This window comes from Pseudomonas sp. RT6P73, assembly GCF_054897715.1.
The window spans coordinates 4,977,048-4,994,321 of record NZ_JBUBUV010000002.1 but is presented as its reverse complement, the minus strand read 5'-3'; the positions used below and the strand labels follow the sequence as shown (position 1 = coordinate 4,994,321).

Here is a 17,274-nt window from a genome sequence, read left to right as displayed (position 1 = left end):
TATTTGAGGATTAATCGCGTTTCGGTTAAACCTGCGAGCCGTTTTTCAGTCGTAGATTTCATGGCAGGCCGGTTCTGGCCTAACGTTTCACACATGCGTCGCAGTCAGGGCGCTCAGTCGTATCAGGAGCCCTGTGCAATGACGCGCACTCGTAAAATTGTTACCTGGACCTTCGCCAGCCTGATTGTCTTGCTGGCGGTATTGGTTCTGATCATCGTGTTCTTCGATTGGAACCGGATCAAACCGCCCCTTAACGCCAAAGTCTCTGAAGAACTGCATCGTCCGTTTGCCATCAATGGCAACCTCGCGGTGGTCTGGCAGCGCGAGCCCGACGAGGGCGGTTGGCGGGCCTGGGTACCGTGGCCGCATGTGGTGGCCGAAGACCTGAGCCTGGGTAACCCTGACTGGTCTAAGAAGCCGCAGATGGTCACCCTCAAACGCGTCGAGCTGCGCATTTCTCCCCTGGCGCTGCTGGCGCAGCGGGTGGTCATCCCGCGCATTGACCTGACTGAGCCGAATGCAGACTTGCAGCGTCTTGCTGATGGGCGCGCCAACTGGACGTTCAAATTCGACCCCAAAGATCCGAACGCCGAGCCTTCGAGCTGGGTGGTGGACATCGGTGCCATCGGCTTCGACAAGGGCCATGTCACCCTCGACGACCAGAACCTCAAGACTCAGCTCGATGTGCTGATCGATCCGCTGGGCAAACCGATTCCGTTCAGCGATATCGTCGGCGACAAAGCCGCGAAAACCGCGCAGGAGAAAGGCGCAGCGCCGCAGGATTACGCGTTCGCGCTGAAGGTCAAAGGCCAGTACCACGACCAGAAACTCGCGGGCGAAGGCAAGATCGGCGGGTTGCTGGCGTTGCAGGACGCGGCCAGGCCGTTCCCGCTTCAGGCGCAAGTGAAAATCGCCGACACCAGCGTCGAGTTGGCCGGCACGCTGACCGATCCGCTGAACCTCGGCGCCCTGGACTTGCGCTTGAAACTGGCCGGCACCAGCCTGGGCAATCTCTATCCGCTGACCGGTGTGACGCTGCCGGATACACCGCCGTACGCGACCGACGGGCATTTGATCGCCAAGCTGCATGAACCGGGCGGCGCGGTGTTCCGCTATGAAGAATTCAACGGCAAGATCGGCGAGAGCGACATCCACGGCAGCCTGGCCTATGTTGCCAGCCAACCACGGCCGAAACTCAGTGGGTCGCTGGTTTCCAATCAACTGCTGTTCGCCGACCTGGCCCCGCTGATCGGCGCCGATTCCAACGCCAAGCAAAAGGCCCGGGGTGGCGAAAGCAAGCAGCCGACGGACAAGGTGTTGCCGGTCGAGGAGTTCAAGACCGAGCGCTGGCGCGACATGGACGCCGACGTCGAATTCACCGGCAAGCGCATCGTCCACAGCGAAAAACTGCCGTTCAAGGATCTCTACACTCACCTGGTGCTTACCGATGGCGTTCTAAGTCTTGAACCCCTGCGTTTCGGCGTGGCGGGCGGCACCCTGGATGCGCAGATTCGCCTCAATGGCCGGACCGAACCGTTGGAAGGCCGGGCCAGACTCACCGCGCGCAAGTTCAAGCTCAAGCAGCTGTTCCCGACCTTTGAACCGATGAAAACCAGTTTCGGCGAGCTCAATGGAGATGCCGACATCACTGGCCGTGGCAACTCGGTAGCCAAGCTGTTGGGCAGCGCCGATGGCAATCTGAAAATGCTGATCAACGACGGTGCCATCAGCCGAGAGTTGATGGAGCTGGCCGGGCTCAACGTCGGCAACTACGTGGTGGGCAAGATCTTTGGCGACAAGGAAGTGAAGATCAATTGCGCGGCAGCCGACTTCGACATCAAGACCGGTTTGGCCACCACTCGACTGTTTGTGTTCGATACCGAGAACGCGATCATCTATATCGATGGCACCGCGAACATGGCGACGGAGCAACTGGACCTGACGATTACCCCGGAGTCCAAAGGCTGGCGATTGATTTCGTTGCGGTCGCCGCTGTATGTGCGGGGCAAGTTCATCAAGCCGGATGCGGGTGTGAAGGCTGTGCCGCTGATTTTGCGTGGGGCGGGGATGGTTGCGTTGGGTCTGATTGCGGCGCCGGCGGCGGGGTTGCTGGCGTTGGTGGCACCGAGTGGGGGTGAGCCGAATCAGTGTGCACCGTTGCTGGAACAGATGAAGGCGGGCAAGGCGCCGGTGACCGTCAAGCCCACCAAGTGATTTGCAGCGTTTGTGAAGACGCCTTCGCGGGCAAGCCTCGCTCCTACAAGGATCACACTGAACCTGTAGGAGCGAGGCTTGCCCGCGAAGGCTTATTAACAGGCGCTACAGGTCTTTCAGAATGTCAGCCATGTCATCCGCATGCTCTTCTTCCTGAGCCAGGATGTCTTCAAAGATGCGCCGGGTCGTCGGGTCTTTTTCGCCAATGTACTGAATGATCTCGCGGTAGCTGTCGATGGCGATCCGCTCGGCGACCAGGTCTTCATAGACCATCTCTTTAAGTGAATTGCCCGCCACGTATTGCGCGTGGGAGTTTTTCGACAGCAGGTCAGGGTTGAACTCCGGTTCTCCGCCCAATTGCACGATACGTTCGGCCAGTCGGTCGGCGTGCTCGGCTTCTTGAGTGGCGTGTTCGAGGAATTCTTCGGCCGCGACGTTGGCTTTCAAGCCGCTGGCCATGAAGTAGTGACGCTTGTAGCGCAATACGCAGACCAGTTCGGTGGCCAGCGATTCGTTGAGCAGGCGCAGCACTTCTTCAATGTCGGCGCTGTAGCTTTCGGTCACCGCGCCGTTCTCGACGTTCTTGCGGGCACGTTCGCGAAGGGTGGTTACATCAGACAAATGCATGTCACTCATTTCGTTCTCCTGGAGGCTAATCCGGTTTGCGTCACCTTCTAGGGAAGTGATCGCTACCTAAGGTGTGAGTGATAGGCGTTGCGAAAAGTTTTATGTGATTTGGCATTCGCCGACCAGGGTCGAAGCAATTACGTCAAGGCGTGTCCAGACAGCAATGCCTCCTCGCGCAACCACGCAAAGAACGCCCGCACCGGCGGATGTCGTTCGCGCCCAGGCACGCAAAGCGCGCTGTAGCCGGCGCCATCCACCTGGATCTCGCCGCGATAAGCCACCAGCAAACCGCTGGCCACGCTTTCCGACACCAGAATGTTGCTCGCCAGTACCAGGCCTTGCCCGGCGATCGCGGCTTGCAGGGCGTAATGCTCTTCGTCGTATTCACGGACCGCCGGTTGTCCCGTCAGCCAGGCCTCGCCGGACTGCGCGCACCATGCCGCCCAGCCGTGGGCGTACAGTTTGGAGTTATGCCAGCGCACGCTGATCAGCGTGGGCGCCCGATCAGCCGCCAGGGCCACTTGCTCGGGCGAGCCGTAGACACCGAACGATTCGTCGAACAGGCACAGGCCATAAAGGTTCGGGTAGTCATCAAGGCTGTAGCGCACCACCAGATCGACGCTGGCGTCCTGATGCAAATCGATGACCTCGCAATGGGTATCCAGGCGCAGGCTGATGTTCGGATGACGGGCGTAGAACCGACCCAATCGTGGCACCAGCCACAGCGCCGCAAAGGCGGCCGTGGTGGAAATCGTCAGGCTCGCGCCGCTGCGTTGCGGGCGCAGGGTGTCGACGCTTTGCGCTACTTCCAGCAACGCGCCATGCAGGCTGCGGAACAGCCGTTCGCCGCAGTCGGTCAGGCGAACTTGCCGTGGCAGCCGCTCGAACAGCGGCACACCGAGCCAATTCTCCAGGGAGCGAATCTGATGGGACACCGCCGTTGGCGTCACTGAGAGTTCTTCGGCGGCAGCCTTGAAACTGAGCAGGCGTGAGGCAGATTCAAAGGCGCGCAGGGCGGTCAGCGGCAACGAGGCAAACATTCAAACACTCCATGGGTGAAATGGATTCATCCAGACTGATTTCTACTCAGTTGAAGATGGGCGGCTACGAGCTTCAAGCTGCAAGCCACAAGTAGTTTGAGTTTAGCCCTGAAGGAGATTCAGATGAGTCAGATTCTTGCAATTCACGCCAGCCCGCGCGGCGAGCGTTCGCACTCCCGGCGTTTGGCTGAAGTGTTTTTGTCTGCCTGGCAGGCGCGACATCCCGAGTCTCACCTGACTCGCCGTGAAGTCGGTCGGGCATTGATACCACCGGTCAACGAAGCCTTTGTGGCTGCAGCGTTTTATCCCGAGCCCAACGCACGACCCTTGTCGATGCAGGCCGACCTGGCGTTCAGCGATGAATTGGTCGACGAGTTGCTGGGCCACGATCTGCTGGTGATTTCCACACCGATGCACAACTTCAGCGTGCCCAGCGGCCTCAAGGCCTGGATCGATCAGATTGTGCGGCTCGGGCTGACGTTCAATCACACGCTTGACAATGGCGTGGCCCAGTACGAGCCGTTGGTGCGAGGCAAAAAAGCCCTGATCGTCACCAGTCGCGGCGGCTTCGGGTTCGGGCCGGGCGGTGAGCTGGAGGCGATGAACCATGCCGATCCGTTGCTGCGCACCGCGCTGGGATTCATCGGCATCACCGACATCACCGTGGTGGCCGCCGAAGGCGAAGAGTCCGCCGCGCGCACTTTCGAGATTTCGGCAGCTGAGGCCGAGCAGCGTTTGCTGACGCTGGCCAGGGAGTTTTAGGTGGCCTGGTGGTTTCTGCTGATCGCCGCCGGGTTTGAAGTCACCTTCGCCATGGGAATGAAGTACGCCGAAGGCTTCACCCGGCTTTGGCCATCGCTGATCACGGTGGTGGCAGCCGTCGGGGGGATTTACTTCCTGACCCTGGCCATGCGCGAGTTGCCGGTGAGCATCGCCTACCCGATCTGGACCGCCATCGGTTCCTTGGGCACGGTGTTTCTCGGCTTTGCCCTGCTGGGCGAAAGCCTGACCGCGATCAAACTGGTGTCGGTGGGGCTGATCGTGGCGGGCGTGGTGGGGCTGAAGTAGGGCGGATGTCATAGACTGGTCGTCGAGTTGTCATCTTGGGTGACGATGCTTGGCTGATGTCTTGCATCGCGCCTTGCTTCATCTCACCGATCACAAGGATGTTCGCCCATGTCGCAAGGTTCCGCTACGCGTTTCCCGTTGGTGCTGGTCCCCGGAATGCTCGGGTTTATCCGTCTGGTGTTGTATCCGTACTGGTACGGGATCATCTCAGCGTTGCGCCGGGGCGGGGCGACGGTGTTTGCGGTGCAGGTCTCGCCGCTCCATTCCAGTGAGGTGCGCGGTGAGCAGTTGCTGGCGCGGATCGAAGAGATTCTGCGGGAAACCGGAGCCGAGAAGGTCAACCTGATCGGCCACAGCCAGGGTTCGCTCACGGCCCGTTACGCGGCGGCCAAACGCCCGGATCGCGTGGCTTCTGTCACTTCGGTCGCAGGGCCGAACCATGGCTCGGAGCTGGCGGATTATCTGCAAAAGCATTACCCGTCTGACAGCGCAAAGGGCCGGCTGCTGGCGTTTTTACTGCGGGTGATCGGCGGGTTGATGAGCCTGCTGGAAACCGGCTATCGCGGGCCGAAATTCCCTGTGGATATCCATGCTTCCCATGAGTCCCTGACGACTGCCGGGGTGGCGCTGTTCAATCAGCGTTATCCACAAGGCCTGCCTGAAACCTGGGGCGGTCACGGGCCGGAAGAGGTCAACGGCGTGCGCTATTACTCCTGGTCCGGGACCTTGCAGCCGGGCAAGACGGACCGCGGGGGCAACCTGTTCGACGGGACGAATCGCAGTTGCCGGTTGTTTGCCAGAACCTTCGTGCGCGAAACCGGGCATTGCGACGGGATGGTCGGGCGCTACAGCTCGCACCTTGGGACGGTGATTGGCGATGAGTATCCGATGGATCACTTCGACATCGTCAATCAGTCGCTGGGGCTGGTGGGGAAAGGGGCTGATCCGGTGCGGTTGTTTGTTGAGCATGCGGCGCGGTTGAAAGCGGCAGGCGTGTAAAGGTCAGTTAGACCGAGTCATCGTTCTTCGCGGGCAAGCCACGCTCCCACAGGTCTGGCGTCGTGCCCGTAATTGGCGGCCGACACAAAACCCTGTGGGAGCGAGCTTGCTCGCGAAGGCGTCGGGTCAGGCAACGGCAATCTTGCGGCCCAATACGGTAGTCCAACGCTCCGAAAGCACCACCCCACCCAACGTCAACACCCCACCCACCAGGTGATACATCGCCAGCTGTTCATGCAGCACCACTGCCGCAATCAGCGCCGTAATCAAAGGCAGCAAATTGAAAAACAGCGTGGTCCGGCTCGGCCCCAGGCGAATCACGGCCTGCATCCACGCCAACGGCGCAAGCATTGAAGCCAGCAGACAGGCATAAAGCACCAGTGGAATATTCTGCAAGGTCGGGCCAACCTTTGGGGAAGCGACAAACAGTGGAAACAGCACCACCACCGCCACCAGCACCTGCAAATACAACAACACCAGCGGCGGCAAACGCAGCTGCCATTTCTTCAGCAGGGTGCTGTAGATCGCGTAGGCTAGCGTGGCGATCAGCATCATCGCGTCACCCAGGTTCACGCCATGCTCCAGCAACGCCGCCAGGCTGCCGGACGACACCACCACCAGAACCCCGGCAAACGACAGCACCGCGCCCGCCAACGCGCCCGCCGTCAAACGCTGGCCAAGGCTGACGATCGCCATGGCCAGCGACATCAATGGCATCAGCGACAAAATGATCCCCATGTTGGTGGCCGACGTCAGCGTCGCGGCGAAGTACGCCAGGCTCTGATAGACCGCCATGCCGAGCACGCCAAGAATGAAAATCTTGCCCAGGTTCGGGCGAATCAGCGGCCAATGGGCGATTACCGGTTTGAGCATGAACGGCGTGAACAGAATCCCGGCCAGCAGCCAACGGTAGAAGCCGATTTCCGCAGGGAAGATCGCGCCGACCGCCAGTTTGTTGATCACGGTGTTGCCGGCCCAAATGAAAATGGCCAGCAGGGGATAAGCGTATTGCATCAGAAAAAACCAGAAACGTAAGTGAGGGGCAATTATCCGCCTGTCTGGATGCAAGCCTATACTTCGATCCAGACAACCTGCCCCTGATGACGGACAGCATGAACAGTAAACACATCGACCTGCTCGACTTCCCGGAACTGCCGTCCCCGGTGTACTTCCGCTATGCCGACTTCGATACCCACGAATACGCTTCGACCCATCGTCACCCGTGGGGCACCCTCGAGTATTCGGCCAATGGCGTGTTGCACATGGAAATCGGCAGCAGCCGCTTCATGTCGCCGCCGCAGTACGCCGTGTGGGTACCGCCCGAGACCGAGCACAGTTTCTACAGCAATCAACCGATCAACTACCGTGCGGTATGCCTGGCGCCGACGTTGTGCCGCGCGTTGCCCCAGCAAGCCTGTACGCTGGCGATCAGCGACATTCTCAAGGCGATCCTGAAGGATTTCGCCGCTCGCGACGTGAAGATTCCCGAACAGGACGCCGACAAACGTCTTGCGCAAGTGCTGGTCGACCAACTGCAACAGGCGCCGGTGCACGAATGTTATCTGCCGTACGCCAGCAGTCCCGGTCTTCTGGCGATCCTCCAGGCGTTGAACGCCGACCCGGGCAATCATCAGCCACTGGCGCATTGGGCGGCGCAGGTCCATGTCAGTGAGCGGACCCTCGCCAGGCAATTCGTCCGCGAGTTGGGCATGAGTTTCGGTGAGTGGCGCCAGCGACTGCGCTTCCTTGCCGCAATCGAAGCGCTGGAAAGTCCGCGCAGCGTGCAGGCCATCGCTTTCGATCTGGGTTACAGCAGCGGTTCGGCATTTATCGCCATGTTTGCGCGTCAGGCCGGGTGCACGCCGGAGCATTATCGACGTCACAGCGTGTATTGATTGCTCCGGAGAACTTTCTTACGCAATAGTTCGAACTTTGCTTCTGGTAAATAGGCTGTTGATGAAGGACTCTGTGAATCAAATATAAATATGCGCGAGTGGGTCGGAAGTCATTAATTGATATAAAAGAGGCAGTAGGATTTTTATTCTTCTGCAAGTTATTATTGTGGGTAAGTAACATGTTTGCGTGTTTGAACTTATTCACAATCGGCAGTGACGCCACAGTAAATTACAAGGATGAAGATTCATGGCAGCCAGACGGCCTCCCAGAGGCAATACCAGCCCCGACACTCGCAGACCTGTCTCGACAGGGGGCGGACAGACTCCGCGCCCTGACACTTCGCGGCCCGATGCCCCTCGAGTCGATACCCCGCGAGTCGATGTCGACCCGGTGACGGGAGCGGGCCGGCTTGATTTGTCCGGGACGAGCAGAATCCCCGAGAGCATCGATACGCCCGCAGCCGGCACGTCGTCGATAGCAGCCAGCGATAGGGTTTCCAGCTCCAGCTCCGCTTCCAGCGCGACTTCCGCAATCGCATCGGCGCAGCATCCGCTGGCAGCCTATCGGATTCCTGCGACGGTCAAACTGACAGAAGCCAACGCCGACGGTTTGCGAACATTCCGAAACCGTCTGTATGCCGAGGTTTCAGAAGTAGGCATCGTACAAGTTGGCAAAGACCCTGAAACCGGGCTGTACCGCGCCAAGCTGCCTAATGAGCTGACCGCTAATGGCCCCGTACTCATACGCGATCCGGCCGGCAAGCTTTGGCGCCTGCAGACTGAGCCCGAGAGCGTGACCGACCCTCGACATGCTTACCAGCGGGTGATCGAAGGCGAACGGCCGTATGCATGGGATGAGCAGACCCTGATCAACCGTCTCGGTTTGCAGGCTCAAGGTCTGGAAGATGCCGGCGCCGATATACTTGCAGTGAGTCGCGCCGATATAAATGCAGTCCGACGCATGTACGCCAACCATGAGCGCATCATCCCCTTGCTTCAGGACACGGTTACCCGGTTCAGGATTGATCGCGAGATGGGTCGCTTCATCGACAACCTGCGCAGCGATCGTGCGCAAGATTATTTGCAGGCCGATTTGTTATTTCAGTTCAAGCTGCTCAATGAAATTTGGCCAGACAAGGCGATGTCATTGCTGGATGCCAATGGCAAGGTGCTGAGTACAATTGAACGTGAAGGCTCATCACCGGTGCCCCTATCACGCAATCAATTGGTCGACGGCGACCTGCTTAAAACCGTGCTGTCGCATCTGGATGAGGCTGAAACCAAATCCTTGCTGAACGTTGCGTCCGATGAACCGCCGGCCACGCTTGAAGCGAATGCCAGGCACCTGAGGAGCGAGCTTGCACAGCTGGCTGACCAATATAAAACCTACCTGTTTGATCAACGATATCGCGACGTCGATAAGGCCACGACTACCGAAGCGCTTTTCGTTCAGGAGCAGTTGGAGTTGCCGGGAGTTGTGGCGCGAGAGCTGGTAGACATCGCCACGCCGGCAGAGTTGGACAAAATCAGGCTTGGGATTCTCCCCGAAAGACTTCAAACCCTGGGTGACTGGGCGCTTCAGGACGTCCTTGTCAGTCGCGCGTACGAAGGTTTTTATCTGGATTCGGTCAATTCGCCTGATAACTTCACGCTGACTCTATATACGTCGGGAGCTTTGGGGCTCTGGGGGGAAGACATTCGCATCGAAATTCGTCAGGACAGTTTCGATGGGGAACTGTTGGGCGCATTCGGTCAAAGTAACGTGACGACTCACCTGACTTTCGTAGAGGACGGATACGGGACTTACCGGGCTCACGATGGCGAAGGCAATGCCCTGTATCCCGCTACAGATTTCTACAATTCGATCCTTGAAACGTTTTTGGTCGATAAGCGCGAGTCACTAAAAATCAGCGATGTAAAAAGTTTGAAAACTTATTTGCGCGGGAATGCGTTGATGCCGTACCGCTTACTGGAGCTCCTGCCCAATATGCCGCTACCGCACTGGTCCACGTTTGCCCCGGACTTCATGCGGCTTCGCGCAGGGTCGCCAAGTTCTCTTGGGGAAGTAGCGCAGTTGCAGGTCATAGCGGGTAAATATGAAGAGCTGGTCAATCTATCGTTTCATGAGTCGGTTCCGGTGATTGAGAGATACAACTTTCTGCGTGGTTTGAAGTTGTTGCATGAGCGATATCCAGATGAATGCGTTTTAGCGATGCATTACGCAGTGATCAAAGCTAACGGTGAGGGGAATAATCAACCAGTCATCGGCAGCATTGAAGTATTACCCGAATTGCAGTCCCTCATGCGGCCTGAGCAGTTCGACGCCTTAACCGGGCGTCTGTTTACCGAAGAGGGCCTGGTGCCGCTCACGGAGTCGGAACGAAATCTGGGCATGTATGCGCAGAATCTGCAACAGACCGGGCGCGCCAATGAATACCAGGCGCTGATACGTTCAGTCCGGGAGAGCGGTGTAACGCCAAGTCCGAAGCTGAGAGATCTAAGTGAATATGGAGAATTGCTGTTCGAAGACGTAGCCACGCCCGGGGAGCCGGTTCAGGTGTCGGCTCAAATCATGGCCAACTTGAAAATGGCACAGGAAGCGATCTATCGAGCCAAGGAGCTCTTGCCGTTGTCGAGTAATCAGTTGGCGAGCATGTGGGAGAAGGGCGGTTCGGCGATCGCGGGTATTAAACATCTCAGGGGGATGGACCTTGGGGCGGAGAGCGTGTTCACCTCGGACCTGACAATCGCGCAAGCGTCAGAAAAGGCCATCGCAATCAAGGGCGGCAATTGCTCGGAGAATTCGAAAGTCACGTTTTCGATCCTCGCCAGCCAGCCTCGGACGTCCGCTATTCACATCGTCAAAGTCACCGGGTTTGACCATCAGTATGTGGTGATTGGTGATGATTTGAGCAATCTCAATGGACTGGTCGTCGCTGACTCCTGGCCGGAATTTCCCGCCGCGCACCTGGCCAGCAAAGGGACATTCGAGTTTGTAACGCCGCCATTGGAGACACTGCCCCCAGGGCCGGCCGTGGGCGAATACAGGTTTATCAATGACACGCCACCAGGCCCGGCGACGTTGCCCGCGGTTTCCGAGGAAAACACGTATCGGCAGATAAAAATGAACAAGCTGTATCTGAAGACGGCGCGGACATACGTCCAATGGACGTCATTGGATAAGCTTGGCCAGACCTATGCTGTCGAGGGAGGTACACCTGTTTCCTTCGAGCGGATGCCTGCGTCGGTCATCGAAAGCCGGCTTGATGCACACACTCGATACCGGGAGGCATTCAAGGATCTCCTGGACGAGGAGACGGAAGCCGATTGAGGGTAATCTGATGCTTCGGTGGATGAAGGTGTAACAGCGCTTGTATACACTCCAGAATGAGGCCGCACCCCTCGGTGCGGTAACAAGGAGAAAACTCCATGAAGATGTTGCGTGTCCCTTTGTTGATGATCGGTTTGCTGTTTTGCGCCCAGGGCTTCGCTGCCACTGAGCAACAAAACAAGATGACTACCTGCAACGCTGACGCTACCGCAAAAAGCCTCAAGGGCGATGAGCGCAAAGCCTTCATGAGTACCTGCCTCAAAGCGGCGCCGGCCGCCAATGACGCGAAAGTCCTGACTCCTCAGCAAGAGAAGATGAAAACCTGCAACGCCACCGCGGCGACCCAGGCTTTGAAAGGCGATGCGCGCAAAGCCTTCATGAGTGATTGCCTGAAGAAAAAATAACTTCCGGTCCCGCGTGGGGCGGGAGATATGCGGTGGCTGTGCTGGCCCCATCGCGAGCAGGCTCGCTCCTACAATGGACCTGTGTATGCAAGACAACTGTGGGAGCGAGCCTGCTCGCGATGGGGCCGGCATGGACGCTGCAAAAGATCGCCAATGCCCCACTAAGGTCGACCTACACAATCCCTAGTGCTGGCTTCCGAACGCTGGCAGACTGCCAATCCTTTTACGTCGTTCGTTTTGAGGCTGTATGCCAACGTTTTCTCAACGCCAAGTCTTGTTGCTAATCAGTTGGGTCATCATCTTTGGTGGTTTGCTGCTGGTGATCCCGCTGCGGCTGCTGCCCAGCCTGCTGGCCGGGTTGCTGGTGTTCGAATTGGTCAACATGCTCACCCCGCAATTGCAGCGGCTGATCGAAGGTCGGCGGGCGCGCTGGCTGGCGGTGGCGTTATTGGGGACGCTAGTGGTCAGTGTGTTGACGCTGATCTTTGCCGGCGCCATCAGTTTTCTGCTGCACGAAGCGGAAAACCCCGGCGCATCTCTCGACAAATTCATGGTTGTGGTCGACCGTGCGCGCGGGCAATTGCCGCCGTTCATCGACGTCTATCTGCCGGCCAGTGCCGCCGAGTTCCGCGTGGCGATTGGCGAGTGGATGAGCAAGCACCTCAGCGACTTGCAACTGGTGGGCAAGGACGCGGCGCACATGTTTGTGACGCTGCTGATCGGCATGGTGCTGGGGGCGATCATTGCCTTGCAGCGCGTGCCGGACTTGACCAAGCGCAAGCCATTGGCCGCCGCGCTGTTCGACCGCTTGCACCTGCTGGTCCAGGCGTTTCGCAACATCGTGTTCGCCCAGATCAAGATTTCCCTGCTCAACACCTTCTTCACCGGGATTTTCCTGGCGGTGGTCCTGCCGATGTTCGGGATCAAGCTGCCGCTGACCAAAACCCTGATTGTGCTGACGTTTCTGCTAGGGCTGCTGCCGGTGATCGGCAACCTGATATCGAACACCCTGATCACCATCGTCGGCCTGTCGCTGTCGATCTGGGTGGCCGTGGCGGCGCTGGGTTACCTGATTGTTATCCACAAGCTCGAGTACTTCCTCAACGCGCGCATTGTCGGCGGGCAGATCAGTGCCAAGTCGTGGGAGTTGCTGCTGGCAATGCTGGTGTTCGAGGCCGCGTTCGGCCTGCCGGGGGTAGTGGCGGGGCCGATTTACTATGCGTACCTGAAGAGTGAGTTGAAGCAGGTGGGGATGGTTTGATCCAAGAGATGTATTGCCTGTTATGACGCCATCGCTAGCAGGCTAGCTTCCACTGGTTTTGCGAAGACCACAGATCCAATGTGGGAGCTAGCCTGCTAGCGATAAGGGCGCCGCGGTTTCGGATCAGTCCATCGGCCCGTAACGTTTCGCCGCCTCGATCGCCAACCCGCTGCCGATGCTGCCAAAGATGTTCCCTTCTACATGCCGCGCATTCGGCAACATCGCCGACACGCTGTTACGCAGCGCCGGAATCCCGCTCGAACCGCCGGTGAAGAACACCGTGTCGACCTGATCGACGCGCACGTTGGCGTCGTTCAGCAAATGCGTGACGCTGTTGCGCACGCGCTCCAGCAGGTTGTCGATGGCCGATTCGAACAGCGCACGGCTCAGCTCCACGCTCAAACCCGGCTCGATGCGGTCCAGCGGCACGTGGCGGCTGTCAGCGTGGGTCAGCTGGATCTTGGTTTCTTCCACTTCCATGGCCAGCCAGTGGCCGGCGCGCTGGTCGATCAGCTTGAACAGACGATCGATGCCGCCCGTGTCTTCGATGTCGTAACGCATGCTGCCCAGCGCCAAAGTCGACTTCTGCGAGTACACCGAGTTGATGGTGTGCCAGGTCGCCAGGTTCATGTGGTGGCTGGTCGGCATGTAGGCGCCGCTCTTCATGCGGCTGCCGTAGCCGAACAGCGGCATCAGGCCTTGCAGACTCAGCTGCTTGTCGAAATCGGTCCCGCCGATGTGCACGCCGCCGGTGGCGAGGATGTCATCGTGACGGTTGTCGTGGGTGCGACGCTCCGGGGACAGGCGCACCAACGAGAAGTCGGAGGTACCACCGCCGATGTCGACGATCAGTACCAGCTCTTCCTTTTCGATGGTCGACTCGTAGTCGAACGCCGCGGCAATCGGTTCGTACTGGAACGACACATCCTTGAAGCCAATGGCGCGCGCCACGTCCACCAAGGTGTTCTCGGCTTCCTGGTCGGCCATTTCATCGTCGTCGACGAAGAACACCGGACGACCCAGCACCACTTCATCGAACTCCCGACCGGCGGCGGTTTCGGCGCGCTTCTTCAGCTGACCGATAAACAGACCGAGCAGGTCCTTGAATGGCATCGCTGTGCCGAGGACGCTGGTGTCGTGCTTGATCAGCTTGGAACCCAGCAGGCTCTTGAGCGAGCGCATCAACCGGCCTTCGTAGCCTTCCAGGTACTCGTGCAGCGCCAGCCGGCCGTACACCGGGCGGCGTTCTTCCATGTTGAAGAAGACCACCGAGGGCAGGGTGATCTTGTCGTCCTCCAGCGCAATCAGCGTTTCCATGCCGGGGCGCAGCCAGCCGACGGTGGAGTTGGACGTGCCGAAGTCGATACCACAGGCACGGGCTGGAGATGCGTTTTTCATGTCTTTCGAGTTCCGGTTAAAAAACGGCCGCGCAGTGTATGTCAGTGCGGCGAATATTCGAAGGCCGACTATCCGCTAAATCTCAGCTATTAGCGCCTTGAAAGACTATCCTTTGCCCCAAACTTGTCTGCATTGGGCCTGGCAGCCACAGGACGGTCGCAAGAACCGCCCGCTGCTGCCGATAAACTTCTGATGCGCTGCCCGGTCAACAACTTGAGATCGGTCAACCCGACGTTTGCCAATGAGAGCAGACGGCCGGTGGCGGCGCGATATCGATAACGGATGGTGATTCCCTCGATGGACTTCAAAGACTATTACAAGATTCTCGGCGTGGAGCCGACGGCTGACGATAAGGCGATCAAGGCCGCCTATCGCAAGCTGGCGCGCAAATACCACCCGGACGTCAGCAAGGAAAAGGACGCCGAGTCCAAGTTCAAGGACGCCTCGGAAGCCTATGAGGCGCTGAAAAGCGCCGACAAACGCGCCGAATACGACGACTTGCGCAGATACGGCCAGCATGGCCAGCCGTTCCAGGGCCCGCCGGGCTGGCAGGGTCGTGGCGGCGGTGGTTTTGGTGGTGGCGGTCAGGACACGGGCGATTTTTCGGACTTCTTCAGTTCGATCTTCGGCAACCGTGGTCCGGGTTTTGGGGGTGGACAATCAGGCCGCAGCGCCGGGCGTCGAGGGCAAGACGTGGAAATGGAACTTGGGATTTTTCTGGAAGAAACCCTCTCGAACGAGTCGAAGAAGGTCACTTTCCAGGTGCCGCAGTACAACGCTGCCGGCCAGCACGTCAGCAACACCAGCAAAAGCCTGAACGTGAAAATCCCCGACGGCGTGACCGACGGCGAACGCATCCGCCTCAAAGGCCAGGGTGCACCGGGCACCGGTGGTGGCGCCAATGGCGACCTGTTCCTGATCATTCGCTTCGCGCCGCACCCCAAATTCGATGTCGAAGGCGAGAACCTGATCATCACCTTGCCGCTGGCGCCGTGGGAATTGGCGCTGGGGGCTGAAGTGGCAGTGCCTACACTCACAGGCAAGATCAACCTCAAGGTGCCGGCCGGCAGTCAGAATGGCCAGCGCATGCGCGCCAAGGGCCACGGTCTGCTGAACAAGGCGGGCGAACGCGGCTTCCTGTTCGTGCAATTGAAGGCGGTCATGCCCAAGACTTCGAGCGATGAGGTCAAGGCGCTGTGGCAGGAACTGGCAAAAAAAGCCGCTTTCGACCCGAGAGAAAATTTCTGATCCAAGAGACGGAGTAGCCCATCATGAGCGCCCCCCTGATCGTTCAACTGGACATGGCAGAATTCTGTGAGGCGACCGACCTGTCGGACGTCTACGTGATCGAAATCGTCGAGCACGGCATCCTCGAACCTCAGGGCACGCAGCCCAAGGATTGGCGTTTCAACGATTATGAATTGGCCCTGGCCAAGCGCGCCGCCAAGCTGCGGCGCGATCTGGAACTGGAGTGGGAAGGCGTCGCCCTCGCGCTGGACCTGCTTGAAGAGGTCCAGCAGCTGCGGGCCGAGAATCGCATGCTCAAGCAGCGGTTGGGGCGGTTGGTGGTTGAGTAGGTGTTCTGATGTTTTTGCGTTGCCTGTTCGGGCGCTATCGCGAGCAGGCTCGCTCCCACATGGGATCGGGTTCTTCCAGAAAGAATACGGTCAACTGTGGGAGCGGGCTTGCTCCGGGCGGCGTTCCGACGATAAACGATGACTCGGTCTCAAGCCGTCAGATTTTGCGCGGCAACACCACCGTAAACATCGTGCCATCAGCTTCACTGGAGCTGACCTCAATCGCCCCGCCGTGCGCGTCGACCACTTCCTTGACGATAAACAACCCCAGGCCAAGGCTGGTGGAGGGCTGGCCGAGCTCTTCGTCGGCGCTGCGCACCAGCGGATCGAAAATCGTGCCGATCGCGTCTTCGGAAATCGGAACGCCATAGTTATGCACTGTGAGGCGAACCGTGTCTGGCTCGCCTGTGAGGGTCACCGTTACGTCACGCTTGTTTAAACCATGCTGCAACGCGTTGCCGATCAGGTTCTGCAACAATTGACCCACACGGCCGGCATCCCAGGCACCTCGGGTATCTCCCACTACGTTGATCGTTGGATCGCACTCCGGATTACCGGCGCAGGCTTCGGCAATCGCCGCATGGGCGGCATCGGCCAGGTCCATGGGCGCCGGTTCGATCGGCAGGCTTTTACCCAGGCGACTGCGCACCAGCTCCAGCAAATCGCTGACCATCACCGCCATGTGCCGCGCGCCATGCTTGATATTGACAGCGCAGGCCAGTGCATCGCCTTCAAGCGTTACTTTGCGCATCAGCAATTCGGTGGACATGCTCACCGCTTGCAACGGTGCCCGCAGGTCATGCCCGAGGATCGCCAGAAAGATATCCCGCGAACGATTGACCTGCTCGGCGTACGCCGCAGTGGATTCGGCGAGTGCTTCGTCAATGGCTTCGTTGAAACGGATCATGTCCTGGAAATAGGCCAGGTCCGGTGACTCCAGGCTGGCGACCCACAAACGGATGACACACGCGCGCAAATGACGGAACTCCGACGTCATCTGCACCAGATCGAACCCCACGGTATGCCGCAGTTCGCCATGACTGGCGGCGGCCTCGTCCAGGCTCGGGGTTTTTTCCGGGCCCTCGCCCTTGGCCTTGGCCATCTGCTCACCGGAGGTTTGCGCCGTGGTCATGTCGCGTGCAGCGGCCAACAAAATGGCCTTGGCGTGATCGCGCAAGGCGACCCTGTCCATGTGCTCGGCCGCCGGGGTAATGGTGCTGGCGAACTGCTCCCATTCATCGACGATACGGTCCACGTGTTGCCTGATGAATTCGGGTAGGCGCATGGCCGGCTTCCTGATGGTAAGTCTGGCGCATCTTAGCCCCTTTGCAGACCGCTAAAAACTACCATTACGCGGGAGGCTCTTTTCGGCGGCATTCGGGTGGTAATTACTTGTTTTTTGGATTCTGAAATCAGATGCGATCTTGATGTATTGCTGATTTCGGAGCTGTTTTTTGAGC

At 58.9% G+C, this 17,274-nt stretch carries 15 protein-coding genes; 10 read left to right on the top strand and 5 right to left on the bottom strand.

The features are described 5' to 3' along the window. Positions 1-138: 138 nt before the first annotated feature. Complete coding sequence (locus tag ACYZT6_RS23195; protein WP_462028786.1) at positions 139-2,214, top strand: AsmA family protein; 2,076 nt, start codon at positions 139-141, stop codon at positions 2,212-2,214. 105 nt (positions 2,215-2,319) lie between these two features. Here the strand turns inward: ACYZT6_RS23195 and ACYZT6_RS23190 are convergent, their stop codons facing one another. Together ACYZT6_RS23190 and ACYZT6_RS23185 are read right to left on the bottom strand one after the other, a co-directional pair. Continuing rightward, positions 2,320-2,850, bottom strand: coding sequence for a ferritin-like domain-containing protein (locus ACYZT6_RS23190; protein ID WP_462028785.1), 531 nt, complete (start codon positions 2,848-2,850; stop codon positions 2,320-2,322). A gap of 128 nt (positions 2,851-2,978) precedes the next feature. After that, positions 2,979-3,881 (bottom strand): LysR substrate-binding domain-containing protein, encoded by a 903-nt coding sequence (locus ACYZT6_RS23185; protein ID WP_462028784.1) that lies wholly within the window; start codon positions 3,879-3,881, stop codon positions 2,979-2,981. A gap of 123 nt (positions 3,882-4,004) precedes the next feature. Here ACYZT6_RS23185 and ACYZT6_RS23180 point away from each other — a divergent pair, with 123 nt between their 5' ends. The 3 genes from ACYZT6_RS23180 to ACYZT6_RS23170 all read left to right on the top strand — a co-directional run bounded on the left by ACYZT6_RS23180 (position 4,005) and on the right by ACYZT6_RS23170 (position 5,948). Further along, positions 4,005-4,643, top strand: coding sequence for an FMN-dependent NADH-azoreductase (locus ACYZT6_RS23180; RefSeq protein WP_462028783.1), 639 nt, complete (start codon positions 4,005-4,007; stop codon positions 4,641-4,643). Continuing rightward, positions 4,644-4,949, top strand: coding sequence for a DMT family transporter (locus ACYZT6_RS23175; protein ID WP_462028782.1), 306 nt, complete (start codon positions 4,644-4,646; stop codon positions 4,947-4,949). Positions 4,950-5,057: 108 nt separating this feature from the next. Next, the gene (locus ACYZT6_RS23170) at positions 5,058-5,948 is read left to right on the top strand and encodes an alpha/beta fold hydrolase (protein ID WP_462028781.1); all 891 of its coding nucleotides are present in this window, start codon (positions 5,058-5,060) and stop codon (positions 5,946-5,948) included. A gap of 126 nt (positions 5,949-6,074) precedes the next feature. Here the strand turns inward: ACYZT6_RS23170 and ACYZT6_RS23165 are convergent, their stop codons facing one another. Continuing rightward, a complete protein-coding gene (locus ACYZT6_RS23165; RefSeq protein ID WP_462028780.1) occupies positions 6,075-6,962 on the bottom strand; it encodes a DMT family transporter in 888 nt (295 codons plus the stop codon). Between the two features lie 98 nt (positions 6,963-7,060). Between ACYZT6_RS23165 and ACYZT6_RS23160 the strand changes: the two genes are divergently transcribed. From ACYZT6_RS23160 to ACYZT6_RS23145, 4 genes are all read left to right on the top strand, one after another. Next, positions 7,061-7,843, top strand: a complete 783-nt coding sequence (locus ACYZT6_RS23160; RefSeq protein ID WP_462028779.1) for an AraC family transcriptional regulator — start codon at positions 7,061-7,063, stop codon at positions 7,841-7,843. Positions 7,844-8,090: 247 nt separating this feature from the next. Continuing rightward, on the top strand, positions 8,091-11,174 hold the full coding sequence (locus tag ACYZT6_RS23155) for a hypothetical protein (RefSeq protein WP_462028778.1): 3,084 nt from the start codon (positions 8,091-8,093) through the stop codon (positions 11,172-11,174). 98 nt (positions 11,175-11,272) lie between these two features. After that, entirely contained in the window at positions 11,273-11,578 is a 306-nt protein-coding gene (locus tag ACYZT6_RS23150) for a PsiF family protein (RefSeq protein ID WP_462028777.1), read from the top strand. A 247-nt stretch (positions 11,579-11,825) separates the two neighbouring features. Further along, positions 11,826-12,839: an AI-2E family transporter gene (locus ACYZT6_RS23145; RefSeq protein WP_282376737.1), complete on the top strand. Its 1,014-nt coding sequence runs from the start codon at positions 11,826-11,828 to the stop codon at positions 12,837-12,839. Between the two features lie 123 nt (positions 12,840-12,962). On the opposite strand, the gene ACYZT6_RS23140 is transcribed toward ACYZT6_RS23145, so the two are convergent. Continuing rightward, positions 12,963-14,237, bottom strand: a complete 1,275-nt coding sequence (locus tag ACYZT6_RS23140) for an Hsp70 family protein (RefSeq protein WP_462028776.1) — start codon at positions 14,235-14,237, stop codon at positions 12,963-12,965. A gap of 297 nt (positions 14,238-14,534) precedes the next feature. Between ACYZT6_RS23140 and ACYZT6_RS23135 the strand changes: the two genes are divergently transcribed. Together ACYZT6_RS23135 and ACYZT6_RS23130 are read left to right on the top strand one after the other, a co-directional pair. Then, positions 14,535-15,485: a DnaJ C-terminal domain-containing protein gene (locus tag ACYZT6_RS23135; protein WP_462028775.1), complete on the top strand. Its 951-nt coding sequence runs from the start codon at positions 14,535-14,537 to the stop codon at positions 15,483-15,485. Positions 15,486-15,508: 23 nt separating this feature from the next. Further along, positions 15,509-15,814 (top strand): chaperone modulator CbpM, encoded by a 306-nt coding sequence (locus tag ACYZT6_RS23130; RefSeq protein WP_462028774.1) that lies wholly within the window; start codon positions 15,509-15,511, stop codon positions 15,812-15,814. Positions 15,815-15,971: 157 nt separating this feature from the next. Here ACYZT6_RS23130 and ACYZT6_RS23125 read toward each other — a convergent pair whose 3' ends face one another. Further along, on the bottom strand, positions 15,972-17,099 hold the full coding sequence (locus ACYZT6_RS23125; RefSeq protein ID WP_462028773.1) for a sensor histidine kinase: 1,128 nt from the start codon (positions 17,097-17,099) through the stop codon (positions 15,972-15,974). Positions 17,100-17,274: the final 175 nt, after the last annotated feature.

Bases quoted from the DNA above. Each gene is read 5' to 3' on its own strand.
- ACYZT6_RS23160 (WP_462028779.1), top strand. From the start codon at position 7,061: ATGAACAGTAAACACATCGACCTGCTCGACTTCCCGGAACTGCCGTCC.
- ACYZT6_RS23195 (WP_462028786.1), top strand. From the start codon at position 139: ATGACGCGCACTCGTAAAATTGTTACCTGGACCTTCGCCAGCCTGATT.
- ACYZT6_RS23185 (WP_462028784.1), bottom strand. From the start codon at position 3,881: ATGTTTGCCTCGTTGCCGCTGACCGCCCTGCGCGCCTTTGAATCTGCC.
- ACYZT6_RS23130 (WP_462028774.1), top strand. From the start codon at position 15,509: ATGAGCGCCCCCCTGATCGTTCAACTGGACATGGCAGAATTCTGTGAG.
- ACYZT6_RS23165 (WP_462028780.1), bottom strand. From the start codon at position 6,962: ATGCAATACGCTTATCCCCTGCTGGCCATTTTCATTTGGGCCGGCAAC.
- ACYZT6_RS23125 (WP_462028773.1), bottom strand. From the start codon at position 17,099: ATGCGCCTACCCGAATTCATCAGGCAACACGTGGACCGTATCGTCGAT.
- ACYZT6_RS23155 (WP_462028778.1), top strand. From the start codon at position 8,091: ATGGCAGCCAGACGGCCTCCCAGAGGCAATACCAGCCCCGACACTCGC.
- ACYZT6_RS23135 (WP_462028775.1), top strand. From the start codon at position 14,535: ATGGACTTCAAAGACTATTACAAGATTCTCGGCGTGGAGCCGACGGCT.
- ACYZT6_RS23150 (WP_462028777.1), top strand. From the start codon at position 11,273: ATGAAGATGTTGCGTGTCCCTTTGTTGATGATCGGTTTGCTGTTTTGC.
- ACYZT6_RS23145 (WP_282376737.1), top strand. From the start codon at position 11,826: ATGCCAACGTTTTCTCAACGCCAAGTCTTGTTGCTAATCAGTTGGGTC.
- ACYZT6_RS23140 (WP_462028776.1), bottom strand. From the start codon at position 14,237: ATGAAAAACGCATCTCCAGCCCGTGCCTGTGGTATCGACTTCGGCACG.
- ACYZT6_RS23170 (WP_462028781.1), top strand. From the start codon at position 5,058: ATGTCGCAAGGTTCCGCTACGCGTTTCCCGTTGGTGCTGGTCCCCGGA.
- ACYZT6_RS23190 (WP_462028785.1), bottom strand. From the start codon at position 2,850: ATGAGTGACATGCATTTGTCTGATGTAACCACCCTTCGCGAACGTGCC.
- ACYZT6_RS23180 (WP_462028783.1), top strand. From the start codon at position 4,005: ATGAGTCAGATTCTTGCAATTCACGCCAGCCCGCGCGGCGAGCGTTCG.